Annotated in this window: 19 protein-coding genes and 1 pseudogene; 12 read left to right on the forward strand and 8 right to left on the reverse strand. The window is 69.5% G+C overall.

The window, feature by feature from the left end; genetic code table 11:
- Nucleotides 1-13: 13 nt before the first annotated feature.
- The 3 genes from RM788_RS36215 (at nt 14) to RM788_RS36225 (ending at nt 2,020) form a co-directional block, all read left to right on the forward strand.
- On the forward strand, nt 14-208 hold the full coding sequence (locus RM788_RS36215; protein WP_315923608.1) for a DUF3046 domain-containing protein: 195 nt from the start codon (nt 14-16) through the stop codon (nt 206-208).
- Between the two features lie 166 nt (nt 209-374).
- The gene (gene recA / locus RM788_RS36220) at nt 375-1,421 is read left to right on the forward strand and encodes a recombinase RecA (RefSeq protein ID WP_315923610.1); all 1,047 of its coding nucleotides are present in this window, start codon (nt 375-377) and stop codon (nt 1,419-1,421) included.
- Between the two features lie 8 nt (nt 1,422-1,429).
- Complete coding sequence (locus tag RM788_RS36225) at nt 1,430-2,020, forward strand: regulatory protein RecX (protein WP_315923612.1); 591 nt, start codon at nt 1,430-1,432, stop codon at nt 2,018-2,020.
- Nucleotides 2,021-2,185: 165 nt separating this feature from the next.
- On the opposite strand, the pseudogene RM788_RS53115 reads toward RM788_RS36225, so the two are convergent.
- Nucleotides 2,186-2,455: pseudogene (locus RM788_RS53115) on the reverse strand (IS5/IS1182 family transposase); the annotation flags it as partial.
- 142 nt (nt 2,456-2,597) lie between these two features.
- Between RM788_RS53115 and RM788_RS36235 the strand changes: the two are divergent.
- The 5 genes from RM788_RS36235 to RM788_RS36255 all read left to right on the forward strand — a co-directional run bounded on the left by RM788_RS36235 (nt 2,598) and on the right by RM788_RS36255 (nt 7,324).
- Entirely contained in the window at nt 2,598-4,055 is a 1,458-nt protein-coding gene (locus tag RM788_RS36235) for an MFS transporter (RefSeq protein ID WP_315923614.1), read from the forward strand.
- Between the two features lie 117 nt (nt 4,056-4,172).
- Nucleotides 4,173-4,724 (forward strand): hypothetical protein, encoded by a 552-nt coding sequence (locus RM788_RS36240; protein WP_315923617.1) that lies wholly within the window; start codon nt 4,173-4,175, stop codon nt 4,722-4,724.
- A gap of 48 nt (nt 4,725-4,772) precedes the next feature.
- The gene (locus RM788_RS36245; protein WP_315923619.1) at nt 4,773-5,552 is read left to right on the forward strand and encodes an RNA ligase family protein; all 780 of its coding nucleotides are present in this window, start codon (nt 4,773-4,775) and stop codon (nt 5,550-5,552) included.
- On the forward strand, nt 5,539-6,666 hold the full coding sequence (locus RM788_RS36250; RefSeq protein ID WP_315923621.1) for an AAA family ATPase: 1,128 nt from the start codon (nt 5,539-5,541) through the stop codon (nt 6,664-6,666). Before RM788_RS36245 ends, RM788_RS36250 begins: the two co-directional genes overlap by 14 nt.
- A gap of 10 nt (nt 6,667-6,676) precedes the next feature.
- Nucleotides 6,677-7,324: an HAD family hydrolase gene (locus RM788_RS36255; protein ID WP_315923622.1), complete on the forward strand. Its 648-nt coding sequence runs from the start codon at nt 6,677-6,679 to the stop codon at nt 7,322-7,324.
- Between the two features lie 66 nt (nt 7,325-7,390).
- Here RM788_RS36255 and eda read toward each other — a convergent pair whose 3' ends face one another.
- The 4 genes from eda to edd all read right to left on the reverse strand — a co-directional run bounded on the left by eda (nt 7,391) and on the right by edd (nt 11,066).
- Nucleotides 7,391-8,014, reverse strand: a complete 624-nt coding sequence (eda, locus tag RM788_RS36260) for a bifunctional 4-hydroxy-2-oxoglutarate aldolase/2-dehydro-3-deoxy-phosphogluconate aldolase (RefSeq protein ID WP_315923624.1) — start codon at nt 8,012-8,014, stop codon at nt 7,391-7,393.
- A 159-nt stretch (nt 8,015-8,173) separates the two neighbouring features.
- Complete coding sequence (locus RM788_RS36265) at nt 8,174-8,569, reverse strand: hypothetical protein (protein ID WP_315923626.1); 396 nt, start codon at nt 8,567-8,569, stop codon at nt 8,174-8,176.
- A complete protein-coding gene (locus RM788_RS36270; protein ID WP_315923629.1) occupies nt 8,566-9,105 on the reverse strand; it encodes a MarR family winged helix-turn-helix transcriptional regulator in 540 nt (179 codons plus the stop codon). Before RM788_RS36270 ends, RM788_RS36265 begins: the two co-directional genes overlap by 4 nt.
- A 95-nt stretch (nt 9,106-9,200) precedes the next feature.
- Entirely contained in the window at nt 9,201-11,066 is a 1,866-nt protein-coding gene (gene edd / locus RM788_RS36275; RefSeq protein WP_315923631.1) for a phosphogluconate dehydratase, read from the reverse strand.
- A gap of 252 nt (nt 11,067-11,318) precedes the next feature.
- On the opposite strand from edd, the gene RM788_RS36280 reads away from it, so the two are divergent.
- The 4 genes from RM788_RS36280 to RM788_RS36295 all read left to right on the forward strand — a co-directional run bounded on the left by RM788_RS36280 (nt 11,319) and on the right by RM788_RS36295 (nt 15,122).
- Nucleotides 11,319-11,609 (forward strand): Rv0250c family protein, encoded by a 291-nt coding sequence (locus RM788_RS36280; RefSeq protein ID WP_315923633.1) that lies wholly within the window; start codon nt 11,319-11,321, stop codon nt 11,607-11,609.
- 75 nt (nt 11,610-11,684) lie between these two features.
- Nucleotides 11,685-12,482 carry a succinate dehydrogenase subunit SdhC gene (locus RM788_RS36285; protein WP_315923635.1) on the forward strand — a complete coding sequence of 266 codons (798 nt, stop codon included), beginning with the start codon at nt 11,685-11,687 and terminating at the stop codon, nt 12,480-12,482.
- Nucleotides 12,483-12,493: 11 nt separating this feature from the next.
- Nucleotides 12,494-14,368, forward strand: coding sequence for a fumarate reductase/succinate dehydrogenase flavoprotein subunit (locus RM788_RS36290; RefSeq protein ID WP_315923637.1), 1,875 nt, complete (start codon nt 12,494-12,496; stop codon nt 14,366-14,368).
- A gap of 1 nt (nt 14,369) precedes the next feature.
- Nucleotides 14,370-15,122 carry a succinate dehydrogenase/fumarate reductase iron-sulfur subunit gene (locus RM788_RS36295; RefSeq protein WP_315923639.1) on the forward strand — a complete coding sequence of 251 codons (753 nt, stop codon included), beginning with the start codon at nt 14,370-14,372 and terminating at the stop codon, nt 15,120-15,122.
- 59 nt (nt 15,123-15,181) lie between these two features.
- Here RM788_RS36295 and RM788_RS36300 read toward each other — a convergent pair whose 3' ends face one another.
- The 3 genes from RM788_RS36300 to RM788_RS36310 form a co-directional block, all read right to left on the reverse strand.
- Nucleotides 15,182-16,054, reverse strand: coding sequence for an amino acid ABC transporter permease (locus tag RM788_RS36300; RefSeq protein WP_315923641.1), 873 nt, complete (start codon nt 16,052-16,054; stop codon nt 15,182-15,184).
- Nucleotides 16,051-16,698, reverse strand: coding sequence for an amino acid ABC transporter permease (locus tag RM788_RS36305; protein ID WP_315923643.1), 648 nt, complete (start codon nt 16,696-16,698; stop codon nt 16,051-16,053). Before RM788_RS36305 ends, RM788_RS36300 begins: the two co-directional genes overlap by 4 nt.
- A gap of 81 nt (nt 16,699-16,779) precedes the next feature.
- On the reverse strand, nt 16,780-17,670 hold the full coding sequence (locus RM788_RS36310) for a glutamate ABC transporter substrate-binding protein (protein ID WP_315923646.1): 891 nt from the start codon (nt 17,668-17,670) through the stop codon (nt 16,780-16,782).
- Nucleotides 17,671-17,678 lie beyond the last annotated feature (8 nt).

A 17,678-nucleotide genomic window follows, 5' to 3' on the forward strand; every position in this document is an offset into this window, starting at 1 on the left:
TAGCCTGGACCCGGTGCGCATCACGGTGTTCCGGAAGTTGATGACCGGGGAGTTCGGCCCGGTCGGCGGTGAAATGGTGGCCCAGGACCACGTGCTGTCCGCGCTCGGCGGACGCACACCCGACCAGGCCATCGAGGCAGGCGTTCCCCCGAAGGAGATCTGGCTCGCGGTGTGCGACGCCTTCGACGTTCCCGAGCAGCGGAGATGAGGGGGCGTGTCCCCGCTGCACTCGAACACTTGTTCGGCTACGATCCCGTCCTGACCGGCTGGTCGATCCGCTCGTCGTCCGGCCCTCGCCAAAATTGTCGGACCCTCCCCGTAGCGTCGGCTCCGACATGAAAAAGCGATCCGAAACAACCCGAGGTGGACACCAGATGGCTCCCGCAGCACCCGACAGGGACAAGGCCCTAGAGCTGGCACTTGCCCAGATCGACAAGCAGTTCGGCAAGGGCTCGGTCATGCGTCTCGGCGAAGAGGGCCGCGCCCCGATCGCCGTGATCCCGACCGGCGCGATCGCGCTGGACGTCGCGCTCGGCATCGGCGGTCTGCCGCGCGGCCGCGTGGTCGAGATCTACGGCCCGGAGTCCTCCGGTAAGACGACGGTCGCGCTGCACGCGGTCGCGAACGCCCAGAAGGCCGGCGGCATCGCGGCGTTCATCGACGCGGAGCACGCGCTCGACCCCGACTACGCGAAGCGGCTGGGCGTCGACACCGACGCGCTCCTGGTGTCGCAGCCCGACACCGGCGAGCAGGCGCTGGAGATCGCGGACATGCTGATCCGCTCCGGCGCGCTCGACATCCTCGTCATCGACTCGGTGGCGGCGCTCGTGCCCCGCGCCGAGATCGAGGGCGAGATGGGCGACAACCACGTCGGCCTCCAGGCCCGGCTGATGAGCCAGGCGCTCCGTAAGATCACCGGTGCGCTCAGCAATTCCGGTACAACCGCTATTTTCATCAACCAGCTGCGCGAGAAGATCGGCGTGATGTTCGGTACGCCGGAGACCACGACCGGTGGCAAGGCGCTGAAGTTCTACGCGTCCATCCGCCTGGACGTGCGCCGCATCGAGACCCTGAAGGACGGCGGCGAGCCCGTCGGCAACCGCACCAGGGTCAAGGTCGTGAAGAACAAGGTGGCCCCGCCGTTCAAGCAGGCCGAGTTCGACATCCTCTACGGCAAGGGCATCAGCCGCGAGGGCTCGCTGATCGACATGGGCGTCGACCAGGGCATCCTGCGCAAGTCCGGTGCCTGGTACACCTACGAGGGCGACCAGTTGGGGCAGGGCAAGGAGAACGCCCGCAAGTTCCTGCTGGAGAACCCGGACGTCGCCAACGAGGTCGAGAAGCGCATCAAGGACAAGCTGGGCATCGGCGCGAAGCTCGACGAGGACGTCACCGTCGCGCCCACCCCGGTCGACTTCTGAGCTGAACCATGACGTATCGAGGTGGCAGGGGTCGTGGTCGACGAGCCGGGTTCGGCTCGGACGAGGAAGGCCACGACCTCCCGCCACCGGATCCGGTCGAGGAGCAGAAGCGGGCCAAGGAGATCTGCTTCACGCAGCTCGCCGCACAACCGCGCACCAGGCTCGAACTGAAGAACGCGATGCTGCGCAAGGAGATCGCGGAGGACATCGCCGAACTGGTGCTCGTGAAGTTCGACAAGGCCGGGTTGATCGACGACGCGGCCTTCGCCGAGATCTGGGTGCGGTCCAGGCACACCTACAACGGGCTTGGTCGCCGGGCGTTGGCGATGGAGCTGCGTCGCAAGGGTGTGGCGGACGAGCTGGTCACCGAGGCTGTCGCCGCCGTGGACGACGAGGCGGAAGAGGACCGGGCTCGGGAGCTGGTGCGGAAGAAGCTTCGCGGGATGGTCGGGGTGGACGAGACCGCGAAGATCCGCCGGTTGGTGGGGGCGTTGGCGCGCAAGGGTTACGCGGGCGGGATGGCGTACCAGGTGGTGCGGGAGGAGTTGCGTTCGCTGGGTGAGGACGCCTCCTCGCTGGACGACGCCGTTCCGGAGTGATCGCTGGCTGGTGTCCCGCGTCGGGGGCGCCTGCAAAGCGTGCGAGTGCCTCCAGGACCTATTAGGTGATCTTGGTCCGCAGGAACGGCCGGGAATGGGTGTCCCCCAACGCGATGGGGGTTCACGCAGTCGACGCCGGCGGATGACGCCGCAGGCCGGATCCCGGAACGCCTCGTGGACGTCGTCGCGGATCTCCCCACCGGATCCGCGGGCGCCGGAACCGGTGCAGCCAAGCGGAGTTCTGCTCAGCCACCCACCGATGCACGCCCAGACCGGACCCGTGCCGGACACCACGACGCGCGATCAACGGCGTGATGCCCTTGCCACGGGCCACCCGCGGTACTTGTCGTGGTCGCAGCCCCGATCGAGCAGTGCATGTCCGGAGGGGACGGACAGGACTGTCCTGTTCGGGCGGAGGCGATGGCTTCCGGGTCTGGTCGGCAGCGTGCACGCTGATTTCCTGTGTTACGGTCGAAGTCTGCCGAGCTGATGTTCGGGGTGGTCGGGCGCCTTCGGGCGTGGTGGTCCGAGGCTGAAAACCTTCAGGTGTCTCCGCAGTGAGCCTGGAGGTTTTTTCATGTCCGAAACACCGCGCGGTTCCACGGCGAAGTGGTGGGCACTGGGCGTTCTCGCGATGACCGAACTGGTCATCGTCCTGGACAACACCATCGTCACCATCGCCCTCCCGCGGGCCCAGGAGGAACTCGGCCTGAGCGACGGCCAGCGCCAGTGGGTCGTCACCGCGTACGCGCTCGCGTTCGGGGCGCTCCTGCTGCTCGGCGGCCGGATCGCCGACTACTGGGGGCGCAAGCGGACGTTCATGGCGGGGCTGCTCGGTTTCGGACTGGCCTCGACCTGGGGCGGGCTGGTGCAGAGCGGTCTTGAGCTCGTCACCGCCCGCGGTGTCCAAGGCGCGTTCGCCGCTTTGCTGGCGCCCGCGTCCCTCGCGATGGTGACGGTGACGTTCCCCCGTGGCCGGGACCGCAACACGGCGTTCGCGATCTTCGGGACCGTCGCGGGCGCGGGTTCCGCCATCGGGCTGGTCCTCGGCGGCGTGCTCACGGAATACGCGAGCTGGCGGTGGTGCCTCCTGGTCAACATCGTCTTCGTGGTCATCGTCATCGCGGGCGCCGTCCTGCTCCTCGGGGAGAGCAAGGCCGAGGGCGACAACCGCCACGACGTCGGCGGTGCGGTCACCGTCACCTTGGGCCTCGGCTCGCTCGTGTACGGCTTCACCCTCGCCGAGCACGGCTGGGGCTCTGCCGACACGATCCTGTTCCTGGCACTCGGAGCGGCGCTCATCGCCGCGTTCGTCGTGGTCGAACGCCGTGTCCGGCAACCGCTCCTCCCGCTGAGGGTCGTCCTGGACAAGGTCCGGGGCGGGGTCTTCGTCATCACGGCCGTGATGGGGTCCTCGCTGATCGGCGCGCTGCTGTACCTGACGTTCTACTTCCAGCTGGTGCTGGGGATGAGCCCGCTTGTCTCGGGACTGGCCAACCTGCCGATGACGGTCGTCATCTTCCTCTGCACCCCTCTAGCCACCAGGTTCCTCGGCCGCTTCGGCCCCCGGCCGTTGATGGTCCTGGGCCCGCTGATCTCGGCCGCGGGCCTCTTCTGCCTGCTCGGGATCACGTCCGAGGGGAACTTCTGGCTCCAGGTGCTGCCGGGGTTGGTCCTGCTCGGAATCGGCCTCACGATGCTCTTCGTCCCGAGCCAGAGCCTCGCCCTCGCCGGGGTGGCGCCAGAGGATGCCGGGGTGGCGTCCGCCGTCGTGAACGCCTCGCTCAACATCGGCGGTTCCGTCGGCCTCGCGGTCTTCACCGTGATCTACGCCAACTCGTTCGGCGCCGCGACGCGACGTGGCGCCGTCGACGTCGACGCGTTCACCGAGGGCTACCGGGCGACCTTCCTGGCCGCGGGCGTCGCGATGGTCGCGGCGGCGCTGGTCGGCTACTTCCTCGTCCGCGGCCGCAAGGAGGACCTCCTGCCCGCATGGGAGGACGAGGACGGCGCGGACGCGGTCCACGCGCGCTAGGAAGGCGTCGCACGATCCCGTTGCGGGGTCGTGCGACGTCGGGTGGGGGAGTGGGTGGTCGTTAGGCTTTCGCGTCTGCGGTGGATCCGTGCCGCGGAACGAAAAGGGGGATGACCAATGGTGAAGACGGCCGACCTGCTGACGCCGCCCGCGCGTCGGGATGTCAAGACGATGACCTCGCGGCTCGCCGAGCTGAAGGCGGGGCATCACGTGAGTGCGACGATCCGGTACGAGAAGTACGGGGTGTTCCGCGTCGAGGGCCAGGCGTCCTGGTCGGACTGCGTCAAGAACTTCCTCGTCGGAGGCCTCACCATCGAGTCGGGGCTCAAGCCGGACAAGGCGCTGTTGGCGTTGGCCGTGGGCGGGGATGACGTGGTGTCGATCGGGGAAGCGGTGTCCGCGAACTACGGCGAGTACGAGTCGGTGCGGGAGTTGATCGACAGCGTCGGTCACGGTGACGTGGTGCGGGCGACGTTCGAGCAGAAGCCGTACGGGCAGTTCACCGTCACGGGGATCGCGGTGCAGACGGCGGATCGGGCCGTGACGGCGGTGGGGTCGATGTTCCTGCGGCGGGCGATCCACCTCGAGGTGCTGGGGACCGCGTCCGAGTTCAACCTGGCGACGCCGAAGACGCTGGTCTGGGACGTGGAGTCGTCGGGGATCGCCTGACGGTTTATCCGGTGGCCCGGTGGTGGGCCGGTCGGTTACAAAGGCGCCATGTTGCGCAAGTACCCCCGGACCCGTCACCTCGAGGGGTCCCGTCGACAGCCGGGTGACGAGGACCTCGACTCGGTGGCGTTCTCGGCGATCGCGGGATGCCATGTCGTGGTCGAGGAGAAGGTGGACGGGGCGAACGCGGGTGTCAGTTTCGACGCCGACGGGTCGTTGCTGTTGCAGAGTCGGGGGCACTTCCTGACCGGTGGGCCCAGGGAGCGGCAGTTCGCGCGGTTCAAGGCCTGGGCGGCAGGGGTTCGGCCGGTGCTGTGGGAGCGGTTGGGCGCCAGGTACGTCCTGTACGGGGAATGGTTGTACGCCAAGCACACCGTGTTCTACGACGCGCTCCCGCACTTCTTCTGCGAGTTCGACGTCCTCGACCGGGAGACGGGCGCGTTCCTGTCCACACCGGCGCGGGCGCGGCTGCTCGAAGGCACGTCGGTGGTGTCGGTGCCGGTGCTGCACTCGGGGCCGTTGCCGGACCTGGCGTCGCTCACCGCGCTGCTCGGGCCGTCGACCTGCCGGACGCCGCGCTGGCGGGACGTGCTGGTGGAGGCGGCTGTCGACGCCGGGCTCGATCCGGCGCGGGTGGTGGCCGAGACGGATCGCGACGACTTCATGGAGGGGCTGTACATCAAGGTCGAGGTCGGTGACGAGACCGTCGACCGGTACAAGTGGGTGCGGCCCGGTTTCCTCACCGCGGTGCTGGACTCGGGCAGCCACTGGGCGTCGCGGCCGGTCCTGCCGAACCGGCTGGGGGAGGCCGCGCGTGGAGGTCTTTGAGGAGCTCTGCCCGGTAGGTCCTGAGTGGACGGTGCCGTGGGATCGGATCGAGGCCGCGTTCGAGTGGGTCCGGCGGTTGCGCGGGGTCGTCCAGGATCCGCGCCACCACGCCGAAGGCGATGTCGCCACGCACACCCGGATGGCGTGCGAAGCCCTGGCGGGGCTGCCGGAGTGGCGGGCCCGGCCGTCGGAGGAGCGGGTGCGGCTGTTCGCGGCGGTGCTGCTGCACGACTCCGCGAAACCGTTCCGGACGCGGGTCGACGAGCACGGGCGGGTCACCGCCCACGGGCATTCGCGGCACGGCGACCTGCTGGCCCGGCGGATCCTGTGGGAGCTGGGGGCGCCGCCGGTGTGGCGGGAGCACGTGGCCGCGCTGGTCAACCACCACCAGGTGCCGTTCTGGGCGCTGGAACGGCTCGACCTGGAGCGCATCGCGTTCCGGGCCAGCCTGCTGGCGCGCAACGACGACCTGGCGATCCTGGCCACCGCCGACATCCTCGGCCGGGTGTGCGGCGACGCGGACGGCGTCCTGGAGAACATCGCGCTGTTCCGCGAGTACTGCCGCGAACTGGACTGCCTCGACCGGCCCCGGCGGTTCGCCTCGGCGCACGCGCGCTTCCAGTACTTCCGCACTCCCGGCCGCGATCCCGACTACGCGGCCTACGACGACACGCGCGTGGACGTGACCGTCCTGTCCGGACTGCCCGGTGTCGGCAAGGACCACTGGATCGCGGAGCACCGCGCGGGCTGGCCGGTGGTGAGCCTGGACGCGGTCCGGGCCCAGCGGGGCATCGGCCCCGGCGGCGACCAGCGGGCGGTGGTCGCGGCGGCGTTCGACCTGGCGCGGGCGCACCTGCGGGCGGGGGAGCGGTTCGTGTGGAACGCGACCAACGTGTCGCGCCGACTCCGGGAGCGGTGCGTCGGGCTGGCCGCCGACTACCGCGCGCGGGTCACGCTGGTGGGGCTCGAAGCGCCGCCGGACGTGCTGCGCGCCCGCAACCGGTCACGGGCCGAACCGGTGCCCGCCGCGGTCGTGGAACGGCTGATCGCCCAGTGGGAGGCGCCGGATCCCACCGAGGCGCACCACGTCCAGTGGGTCGACACCGGGCGTTAGGGTGCACGCCGTGGAGATCAAGCACGTCGTGTGGGACTGGAACGGCACCCTGCTGGCGGACAACGACGCGGTCCTCTCGGCCGTCAACGCGGTCTGCGCGGGCTTCGGTCGCACGTCCATCACGCTGGAGCACTGGCGTTCGGTGTTCAGCAGGCCGTTGCAGCAGTGCTACGAGCAGCTGCTGGCCCAGGAGCTGGACGCGGCGGCGTGGTCGCGCATCGACGCGATCTACCACGACCACTACCGGGACCTGCTGTCGCTCTGCGCGCTCGCGGACGGCGTGCCGGAGCACCTGCACGCGTGGGGCGACCTCGGGCGCACCCAGTCGCTGCTGTCGATGTGGTACCACCACGAGCTGGTCGAGCTGGTCCGCGAGTTCCGGCTGACCGGGCTGTTCACCAGGATCGACGGGCTGCGCGAGGGCGTTCTGGGCGGCGGGTCCAAGGCCTCGCACCTCGCCGACCACCTGGCCGCGCAGGACCTCGACCCGGCCGACGTCGTGCTGATCGGCGACGTCGTGGACGACGCCGAGGCCGCCGCGCACGTCGGGGCGAGCTGCGTGCTCGTCACCACCGGCGTGATGAGCCGCGCCAAGCTGGCGGCCGCCGGTGTGCCGGTGGCCGACTCGATCAGCGAGGCCCTGTACCTGCTCGGTTGAGGAAGCCGCCCTCGACCGGCGCCACGACCCGCCGGAGCGGGGCTGGGACGCCGGTCCGGAGGAGTGCTACCGGAGCCCGGACGCCGCCTTGGCGAGCGCTTCGATCCGGCCGAAGTCACCCGCGGCGAGCGCGTCCTTCGGGGCCAGCCACGAGCCGCCGACGCAGCCCACGTTCGGCAGCGCCAGGTACTTCGGCGCCGTCTCCGGCATGATGCCACCCGTCGGGCAGAAGCTCAGCTGCGGCAGCGGGCCACCGATCGACTTCAGGTAGTCCACGCCCCCCGCGGCCTCCGCGGGGAAGAACTTGAGCGCCGTCAGCCCGCGCTCGAACAGCCGCAGCGCCTCCGACACGGTCGCCGCGCCCGGCAGGAACGGCAGCCCGGTGTCCTCCACGGCGTTCAGCAGCCGCTCGGTGCAGCCCGGCGTCACCAGGAACGCCGCCCCGGCCTTCGTCGCCTGCTCGGCCAGTTCCGGCGTCGTCACCGTGCCCGCCCCGATCACGATCTCCGGCACCTCCGCCGCGACCCGCTCGATCGCCGCCAGCGCCGCGGGCGTCCGCAGCGTCAACTCGATCACGCGGACCCCGCCGCGCAGCAACGCCCGCGCCAACGGCACGGCGTGGTCGGCGTCGTCCACGACGACGACCGGGATGACGGGGGACAGCGTGAGCAGATCCGCGCTGGTGGTCACCGCGAAACCTCCTGGGTGTGGTTGTCGGCGCTGGTCACCGGGGGAACGTCGACGGCCGTAGAGGCCGAGGTCCCGGTTCCAGCCTAGATGAGTGGTTCGATCCGGAACGGCCGGAAGCCGCGGCCGCAATCGGTGTCCACTGTGGACCGCCGAGTCCGGCTACGCGCCCGTGGCGGCGGGGGACGGGCCCACCGCGGCCATGAGCGCCTGCCAGGGTGCGCCGTCGAAGATCAGCAGGATCGAGGTGATCCGGCCGTCCGCGAGGCGGAAGTGCTCGGCCGTGCGCTGGGTGCCGACGGGCGAGGCGGTGTGCACGTCGTAGACCAGGGTCGCCTCCGCGTCGCCGTAGAGCTCGCTGACCAGGTCGACGCCGGTGACGATGGAGAGCAGCCCGTCCAGCCCGTCGAGGTGGCCGGTCGCGCTGTCGGAGGTGACGAACGGGCTGCGGAACCGGAAGCCGTCGCCGATCTGGGCGGCGGCCGTCGCCACGTCCCCCAGGAAGCGGGCTTCGTGGTACGTCCTGACCGTGCCGCGGACGGCGGGGCCGGTGGTCATGTCGTCTCCTGGTCGGCGTTGAGGTGCTGCTCGATCCGGCGCTGGTTCTCCACGAGGCGGAGGCACAGGTGCCGGAACAGGGACAGCTCGTCCGTGGTGAACCCGCTGAAGAGCGCGTCCATGGCGCGGTTGGTAGGCGCGCGGAAGGCGGCCAGCCACTCGCGGCCCGCGGTGGTGACGCGGACCCGGACCGACCGGCGGTCGCGCTTGTCCGGGACGCGCTCCACCAGCCCGTCACCGGCCAGCGTGTCGACGAGGCCGGTGACGTTGCGCGAGCTGACCCCGGCCGCGCGGGCGAGTTCGCCGATGGTCAAGCCCTCTTCGGGGCCCGTGTTCAGCCGGACGAGGACGTCGAGCGCGCCCGCGCTGAGACCGCGGCCGCCCGCTCCGTGCCCCCGCAGCCGGTCGACGGCCTGCGCGGCCGAACGGACGGCCGCGGCGGCCTCCAGCGCGAGGGTGTCGCCGTCCAGCGCGAACGGGCCCATCGCCGCCCGGACGCCGGGATCGTGGAGAAAGCCCTGGTCATCCTCGATCATGCCCTCCGAGGATTTGTGTACGTGCTTCATAATGAAGCAATACTACATTTGACCGGCGCACCCCGGACGCCCCGATCCCGCCAAGGCTCGAACGGCTATCGCGAAGCCCGGTCCCACTGACCCTCGAAGTGCGAGGCGGCCACCGGCCCGAAGACGCTGGCGCCGCGGTCGGCCGGGCCGACCGCGCGGCGCAGGGCGGCGAACAGCTCGCGGCCCGTGCCGGTCCACGCCTGCTCGTCGGCGGGGAAGTCGACCATCGGCCGGGCGGCCAGCTCGGCGGCGTCGACGAACACCTCCAGCGTCCCGGTCTCGGCGTCGAGCCGCACGACGTCGCCGTCGCGCACCCGGCCGAGCGGACCGCCGACGGCGGCCTCCGGGGTGAGCTGGATGGCGGCGGGGATCTTGCCGGACGCGCCGGACATGCGGCCGTCGGTCACGATCGCGATCTTGTACCCGCGGTCCATCAGGACGCCGAGCGGCGGCGTCAGCTTGTGCAGTTCGGGCATGCCGTTGGCCTGCGGGCCCTGGTTGCGGACGACCACGACGACGTCGCGGTCCAGTTCGCCCGCCTGGAACGCCGAGGCGAACGCCTCCTGGGTGGTGAACACGCGAGCGGGCGCCTCGACGACCCGGTTCTCCGGGGCGACGGCGGACACCTTGATCACCGCGCGGCCGAGGTTGCCCGCCATCATGCGCAGCCCGCCGTCGGCGGCGAACGGCTCGTCGGCGCCGCGCAGCACGGCCTTGTCGAGGCTCTCGGTCGGGCCGTCGCGCCAGATCAGCTCGCCGTCGACGAGCACCGGCTCCGTGCGGTACCGGTCGAGCCCGAACCCGGCGACGGTGTGCACGTCGCGGTGCAGCAGACCCGCGTCGAGCAGCGTGCCGACCAGGAACTGCACGCCGCCCGCGGCCTGGAAGTGGTTGATGTCCGCGCTGCCGTTCGGGTAGACCCGCGACAGCAGCGGCACGACCGACGAGAGGTCGGAGAAGTCGTCCCAGCTCAGCTCGACGCCCGCGGCGGACGCGATGGCGACCAGGTGCATGGTCAGGTTGGTCGAGCCGCCGGTGGCCAGCAGCGCGATCACGCCGTTCACGATCGAGCGCTCGTCGACGACGTGCCCGAGGGGCGTGTACTCGGCGCCGCGGCTGATCGCGATCGCGCGGCGGGCGGCCTCCTCGGTCAGCGCGCGCCGCAGCGGCGTGCCCGGCGGCACGAAGGTCGCGCCCGGCAGGTGCAGGCCCATGACCTCGTTGACGAGCTGGTTCGAGTTGGCCGTTCCGTAGAACGTGCAGGTGCCGGGGCTGTGGTAGGACGCGGCCTCGGCTTCGAGGAGGTCCTCGCGGGTGGCCTTGCCCTCGGCGTAGAGCTGGCGGACGCGGCTCTTCTCGGAGTTCGTCAGACCGGAGCTCATGGGGCCGGCGGGCACCAGGATCGCGGGCAGGTGGCCGAATGACAGCGCGCCGATCAGCATGCCGGGGACGATCTTGTCGCACACCCCGAGCAGCAGCGTCGCGTCGAACATGTCGTGGGCCAGCGCCACCCCGGTGGACATCGCGATGACGTCGCGGCTGAACAGCGACAGCTCCATGCCATCGCGGCCCTGGGTGATGCCGTCGCACATCGCGGGCACACCGCCCGCGAACTGCGCGACCCCGCCGACGCCCCGTGCGGCGTCCTTGATCCACGCCGGGTACTCGTCCATCGGCTGGTGCGCCGACAGCATGTCGTTGTAGGCGGACACGATGCCGATGTTCGGCCTCCGCAGCGCCCGCAGCGCGGCCTTGTCGCCGCCGGTGATGCCCGCGAAGCCGTGGGCGAGGTTGCTGCACCCCATGCCGGTCCGGGTGGTGCTCTCCGTCGCGGCGGCCGCCACGCGTTCGAGGTAGGCGGTGCGGCGGGCGGCGCTGCGGGTGGCTATGCGTCGGGTCACCTCGGTGACCACGGAGTGCGTCGGGCTCATGACTGGCTCCGGTGCTCAGGGGCCGTTGTGGGACCCGGTGGACTGCGGTATCGCTGACTTCGAGGGAAAGGTCATGCTCCGGTCAGGATAGGTCACCTGGGCCTTTTCCAACAGAACCGATACAGGGACCGATTCAGTAACCGTTGGAGAAGTGCGAATTAAATCTTGGTGTGTGTCGCTTGTCACAAGCCTCTGGACAAGGCAGAGTCGACGTCGGGATCACCACGGGGACCTCGGTAACGGAGGTGCGACATGACGTCCACGGAGATCGTCGAGTTGAGGCGTGCACTGGGTCAGCTCAGGCAGTGCGTCGGCTCCCTGCGCGGGCGGTATGGCGACGTTGCCGCAGTGCAGCGGCTTGCCAACGACATCGAGCGCATGGACATCGACGCCACGGAACTGCTCGACATCGACTCGCCGCCGCGGCCGCGGCAGGTGCCGCTCCTCGAGCGGGAGGTGGTCGTCGTGCCCGACACGCCCTACGACTCGTCCCTCTGGCAGGACGCTGACGAGGAAGGCCTGGGTGGCTATCGTCATCGCTAGGTGACCTGCGACACTCCACCTCGGCCCCCGCCGGAAAGCGGGGGTCGAGGCCGTTGCGGCCGCAGCCACAACGACGTGGAAACCGAGGTGGGCCAGTTGGTGAGGGCGCAGATCTCCGAGCGCACGCTCCGCACGGACCGGTGGTGGCTCTCACCGCTGCTGACGGTCCTCGGTCTGGGCCTGATCTCGGTCTACGCCGCGGTCCGCACGTTCATGAACGACTACTACTGGGTGTCGGAGTACCACTACCTGACGCCCATGTACTCGCCCTGCCTGAGTGCCGAGTGCGTCCCGGCGGCCAGCCACTTCGGCCAGCCGCTGCCGGAGCTGCCCGGCTTCCTCACGCCGCCGATCTTCATCATCCCGTTCCTGCTGGGATTCCGGATCACCTGCTACTACTACCGCAAGGCCTACTACCGGGCGGTCTGGATGTCCCCGCCCGCGTGCGCCGTCGCGGAGCCGCACAGCACGTACACCGGCGAGACCAAAGCGCCGCTGATCGCGCAGAACCTGCACCGCTACTTCTTCTACGCGGCCTCGATCCTGCTGCTGATCAACATCTACGACGCGATAGCCGCCTTCTCCGGTGAGAAGGGCTTCGGCATCGGACTCGGCAACATCATCCTGCTGGTCAACGTCGGTCTGCTGGCGGCGTACACGCTGTCCTGCCACTCGTGCAGGCACATCATGGGCGGCAAGCTCAAGCACTTCTCCAAGCACCCCGTCCGCTACTGGATGTGGCAGAAGATCTCGAAGCTCAACGGCAGGCACATGCAGCTCGCGTGGTCGTCGCTGGTCTTCGTCTGCCTGACCGACCTCTACATCGCGCTCGTCGCCTCCGGGGTCATCGGCGACCTGCGCATCGTCAACTAGGGAGCACAACCTTGGCCGAGCTGGAACGGCACTCGTTCGACGTCCTCGTCATCGGTGCCGGAGGCGCCGGACTGCGTGCCGCGATCGAGGCCCGGGAGCACGGGATGCGCACGGCGGTGCTGTGCAAGTCGCTGTTCGGCAAGGCGCACACGGTCATGGCCGAGGGCGGCATCGCCGCGTCCATGGGCAACGTGAACTCCAAGGACAGCTGGCAGGTCCACTTCCGCGACACCATGCGCGGCGGCAAGTTCCTCAACAACTGGCGGATGGCCGAGCTGCACGCCCAGGAGGCCCCGGACCGCGTCTGGGAGCTGGAGACCTACGGCGCGCTGTTCGACCGCACCGCCGACGGCCGGGTCAGCCAGCGCAACTTCGGCGGCCACGAGTACCCGCGGCTCGCGCACGTCGGCGACCGCACCGGCTTGGAGCTGATCCGCACCCTCCAGCAGAAGATCGTGTCGCTCCAGCAGGAGGACCACGCCGAGACCGGCGACTACGAGGCCAAGCTCAAGGTGTTCCAGGAGTTCACGGTCAGCGACCTGCTGGTCGAGGACGGCCGGATCGCCGGGGCGTTCGGCTACTGGCGCGAGTCCGGCCGGTTCGCCCTGTTCACCTCGCCCTCGGTGATCCTCGCGACCGGCGGCATCGGCAAGTCGTTCAAGGTCACCTCGAACTCCTGGGAGTACACCGGCGACGGCCACGCGCTGGCGCTGCGCGCGGGAGCCTCGCTGATCAACATGGAGTTCATCCAGTTCCACCCGACCGGCATGGTCTGGCCGCCCAGCGTGAAGGGCATCCTGGTCACCGAGTCGGTCCGCGGCGACGGCGGCGTGCTGCGGAACTCCGAGGGCAAGCGGTTCATGTTCGACTACATCCCCGAGGTCTTCAAGGAGAAGTACGCCGACAGCGAGGCCGAGGGCGACCGCTGGTACGCCGACGCCGACAACAACCGGCGGCCACCGGAGTTGCTGCCGCGCGACGAGGTCGCGCGCGCGATCAACTCCGAGGTGAAGGCCGGGCGCGGCACCGAGCACGGCGGCGTCTTCCTGGACGTGTCGACCCGGTTGCCCGCCGAGGAGATCACCCGGCGGCTGCCGTCGATGCACCACCAGTTCAAGGAACTCGCCGACGTCGACATCACCGCCCAGCCGATGGAGGTCGGACCGACCTGCCACTACGTCATGGGCGGCGTGGAGGTCGACCCGGACACCGGCGCGTCGTCGGTGCCCGGACTGTTCGCGGCGGGCGAGGTGTCCGGCGGCATGCACGGCTCCAACCGGCTCGGCGGCAACTCGCTGTCGGACCTGCTGGTGTTCGGCCGCCGCGCGGGCTCCGGCGCGTCGGACTACGTGGCGGCGCTCCCGGCGCGGCCGGTGCCGTCCGAGGCGGCCGTGGCGCGGGCGCAGGAGGTCGCGCTGGCCCCGTTCTCCGGGGACGGCGGGGAGAACCCGTACACGCTGCACATGGAGTTGCAGCAGACGATGAACGACCTCGTCGGCATCATCCGCAAGGCCGAGGAGATCGAGCAGGCGCTGGAACGCCTCGAGGGCCTGAAGGCCCGCGCGCGCACGCTGACCGTCGAGGGCCACCGGCAGTTCAACCCCGGCTGGCACCTCGCGCTGGACCTGCGGAACATGCTGGTGGTCAGCGAGTGCGTCGCCAAGGCCGCGCTGCTGCGCACCGAGAGCCGCGGTGGCCACACCCGCGACGACTACCCCGCGATGGACTCGGACTGGCGGCGGAAGCTGCTGGTGTGCGCGGTCTCCGGGGAGTCCGATGTGGACGTGGTGGTGAAACCGCAGATCCCGATCCGCGAGGACCTGCTGGAGCTGTTCGACCGGGGCGAGCTCGAGAAGTACCTCACCGGTGACGAGTTGGGGAGCTGACATGGGTTACCAGGGGAACTTCCGGGTCTGGCGCGGCGACGCCGACGGCGGAGGACTCGAGGACTTCACCGTCGAGGTGAACGAGGGCGAGGTCGTCCTCGACGTCATCCACCGGCTCCAGGCCACCCAGGCCGGGGACCTGGCCGTCCGGTGGAACTGCAAGGCGGGCAAGTGCGGCTCGTGCTCGGCGGAGATCAACGGCAGGCCGCGCCTGCTGTGCATGACCCGCATGTCCACGTTCACCGAGGGCGAGACCATCACGATCACGCCCATGCGCACGTTCCCGATCATCCGCGACCTCGTGACCGACGTGTCGTTCAACTACACCAAGGCCCGCGAGATCCCGTCGTTCAAGCCGCCGAAGGGACTCGCGCCCGGCGAGTACCGGATGCAGCAGGTCGACGTGGAGCGCTCGCAGGAGTTCCGCAAGTGCATCGAGTGCTTCCTGTGCCAGGACACCTGCCACGTGATCCGCGACCACGAGGAGAACAAGGAGGCCTTCGCGGGCCCCCGGTTCCTGATGCGGGTCGCCGAGCTGGAGATGCACCCGCTCGACGAGGGCGGCCGGGTCGACGCGGCGCAGGAGCAGCACGGGCTCGGGCTGTGCAACATCACCAAGTGCTGCTCCGAGGTCTGCCCGGAGCACATCAAGATCACCGACAACGCCCTCATCCCGATGAAGGAGCGCGTCGCCGACCGCAAGTACGACCCCATCGTCTGGCTGGGCAGCAAGATCTTCCGCCGCCAGACCTGAGCGGAACGAAGAAGGGGCGCCCCCGGAGGACTCCGGGGGCGCCCCTTCCGCGTTACCGGCTAGAGGGACTGGGCGGCGGCCGGGATGGCCACGTCGTCCAGCGCCTTGCCCGCCGTCGGGGTGACCTTCTTGTCGCGGCGGTTGCGCTTCTCCAGCGTGACGGCCAGCCAGGTGAGCAGCAGGCACATCGTCACGTAGATCGCGGCCACCACGAGGGTCACCGGTACCAGGGGCCTGCCGAACTGGGCTTGGCCGCCGAGGTACTTCGCGTAGTCGAGCAGTTCCTTGTAGTTGATGATGAAGCCGAGCGCGGTGTCCTTCAGCAGCACGACGAGCTGGCTGACGATGGTCGGCAGCATCACCCGCAGGGCCTGCGGGAGCAGGACCAGCACCATCACCTGGGTCTTGCGCATGCCGAGCGCGTAGGCGGCCTCGGTCTGCCCGCGCGGCAGCGACATGATGCCCGCGCGGAAGACCTCGGCGAGCACCGACCCGTTGTAGAGGGTCAGACCGATGACGACCGCGGTGAACTGCGACATCTTGATGTCGATGGCGGGAAGGCCGAAGTAGAAGAAGAAGATCATGATCAGCAGCGGGATGGCCCGGAAGACCTCGACGATGACCGTCGCGGGTCCGCGCCAGATCGCGTGCTCCGAGAGCTTGCCCGCGGCCAGCACGGCCCCGAACAGCATGGCCAGGACGGCACCGAGGGCGAAGGCCTTCAGCGTCGCCAGGATCCGCTCACCGAGCTGCTCCTGGATCGTCGAGTACTGCAGCCACTCCCACATCTTCGGCTCGAACTGGCCGCTGTCGTAGAAGCGGTAGCCGATGAACCCGATGATGCCGACCACGCCGACCACGCCGACCACGGCGAGGATCCGGTGGCGCAGCCTGGCCTTCGGGCCCGGTACGTCGAACAGCACGTTGCTCATCGGGCGACGCTCCAGCGCTTCTCGAGGCTGCGTTGCAGGAAGGTCAGCGGCAGGACCAGGACCACGAAGAAGAACGCGACCCAGGACAGGCCGACCAACATGTCCGCGCCCTGCTCGTTGAGCGTCGACTGGATGGCGCCCGCGTCCCCGACGGAGAAGCCCGCCGACACGGTCGTGTTCTTCAGCAACGCGATCAGGGTGCTCACCAGCGGTGGGACGACCGACCGCATGGCCTGCGGCAGCACGACGCTCCCGAGCATCTGCGTGAAGGTGAGTCCGAGCGCTCGCGACGCCTCGGCCTGGCCGACCGGGACGGTGTTGATGCCCGAACGGACCACCTCGCAGATGAACGCGGAGGTGTACAGGCTCAGGGCGACGATCGCGCCCTGCTCGTAGTTCAGCTGCAGGATCTTCAGCAACGGGTAGGCGAACGTGAAGAAGAAGAACACCAGGGTCAGCGGTGTGTTGCGCACCAGCGTGACGTAGGTGGTCCCGGCTGCCCGGAACACCGGCACGGGGCTGACCCTCATCATGGCGAGGATCGTCCCCAGCAGCAGGGATCCGACCGCGGAGAACGCGAACAGCTTCAGAGTGGTGCCGAACGCGCTCAGGAAGAGGCCGGAATAGGTGGAAAGGAGACTCATCGGGGTTCCTTGCCGGTGGGCTCGGGTAGAGAGATGGCCGGTGACCCGCCCTCAGGCGTGGTCACCGGCCACCGTCGTGGGTCAGTAGCGCTCGATCAACGGCTTGGTGGCCGCGGATCCCGACTTGCCCAGCGTGGAGTCGTAGATCGACTGCCACGTGCCGTCCTTCAGCGCCGCCTCGAGGACGTCGAAGAACTTGCCGCGCAGCACGGTGTCCTCCTTGGACAGACCGATGCCGTAGGGCTCGTTCGAGAACGGCTTGCCGACGACCTTGAACTTGTCCGACTCCTGCGCGGCGTAGCCCTTGAGGATCGCGTCGTCCGTCGTGACGGCGTCGATCGAACCATCGGCCAGCTTGGCCACGCACTGCGAGTAGTTCTGGAACTCGGTGATGTTCTCCGGCTCCGTCAGGCCCTGCTCCTTGACGTTCTTGATCGGCGTCGAGCCGGTCACGGAGCAGACCTTCTTGCCCTTGAGGGCGTCCTTGCCGGTGATCGCCGTGTCGTCCTTGCGCACCAGCAGGTCCTGACCCGCGGTGTAGTACGGACCCGCGAAGCCGACCTTCTCCTTGCGACCCGCGTTGATCGTGTACGTGCCGACGTAGTAGTCGACGTCGCCGTTGATCAGGGCCTGCTCACGACCGGCGGACGCGATCGCCTTGTAGTCGATCTTGTCCTCGGCGAAGCCGAGCTTCGCCGCCATCAGCTTGGCGATCTCGATGTCGAAGCCGCTGTACTTGTTCGTCGTCGGGTCCTTGAAGCCCAGGCCGGGCTGGTCCTCCTTGACGCCGATGACGACGCGACCGCGCGTCTTGATCTTCTCGAAGGTCGGCGAGCCGTCCAGCTTCACGTCGGACGCGACGGCCTGCGTGGGAGCCGTGCCCCCCGTGTCTCCAGGGGTGCCTTCCTTGCCGCATGCGGTCAACGCGAGGCCGCCGGCAAGCAGCACCGCCGCAAGGGTACGAGCCCTCATCGTCCTTC

Origin of the sequence: Umezawaea sp. Da 62-37 (assembly GCF_032460545.1) — a bacterium.
Taxonomy (GTDB): Bacteria; Actinomycetota; Actinomycetes; order Mycobacteriales; family Pseudonocardiaceae; genus Umezawaea.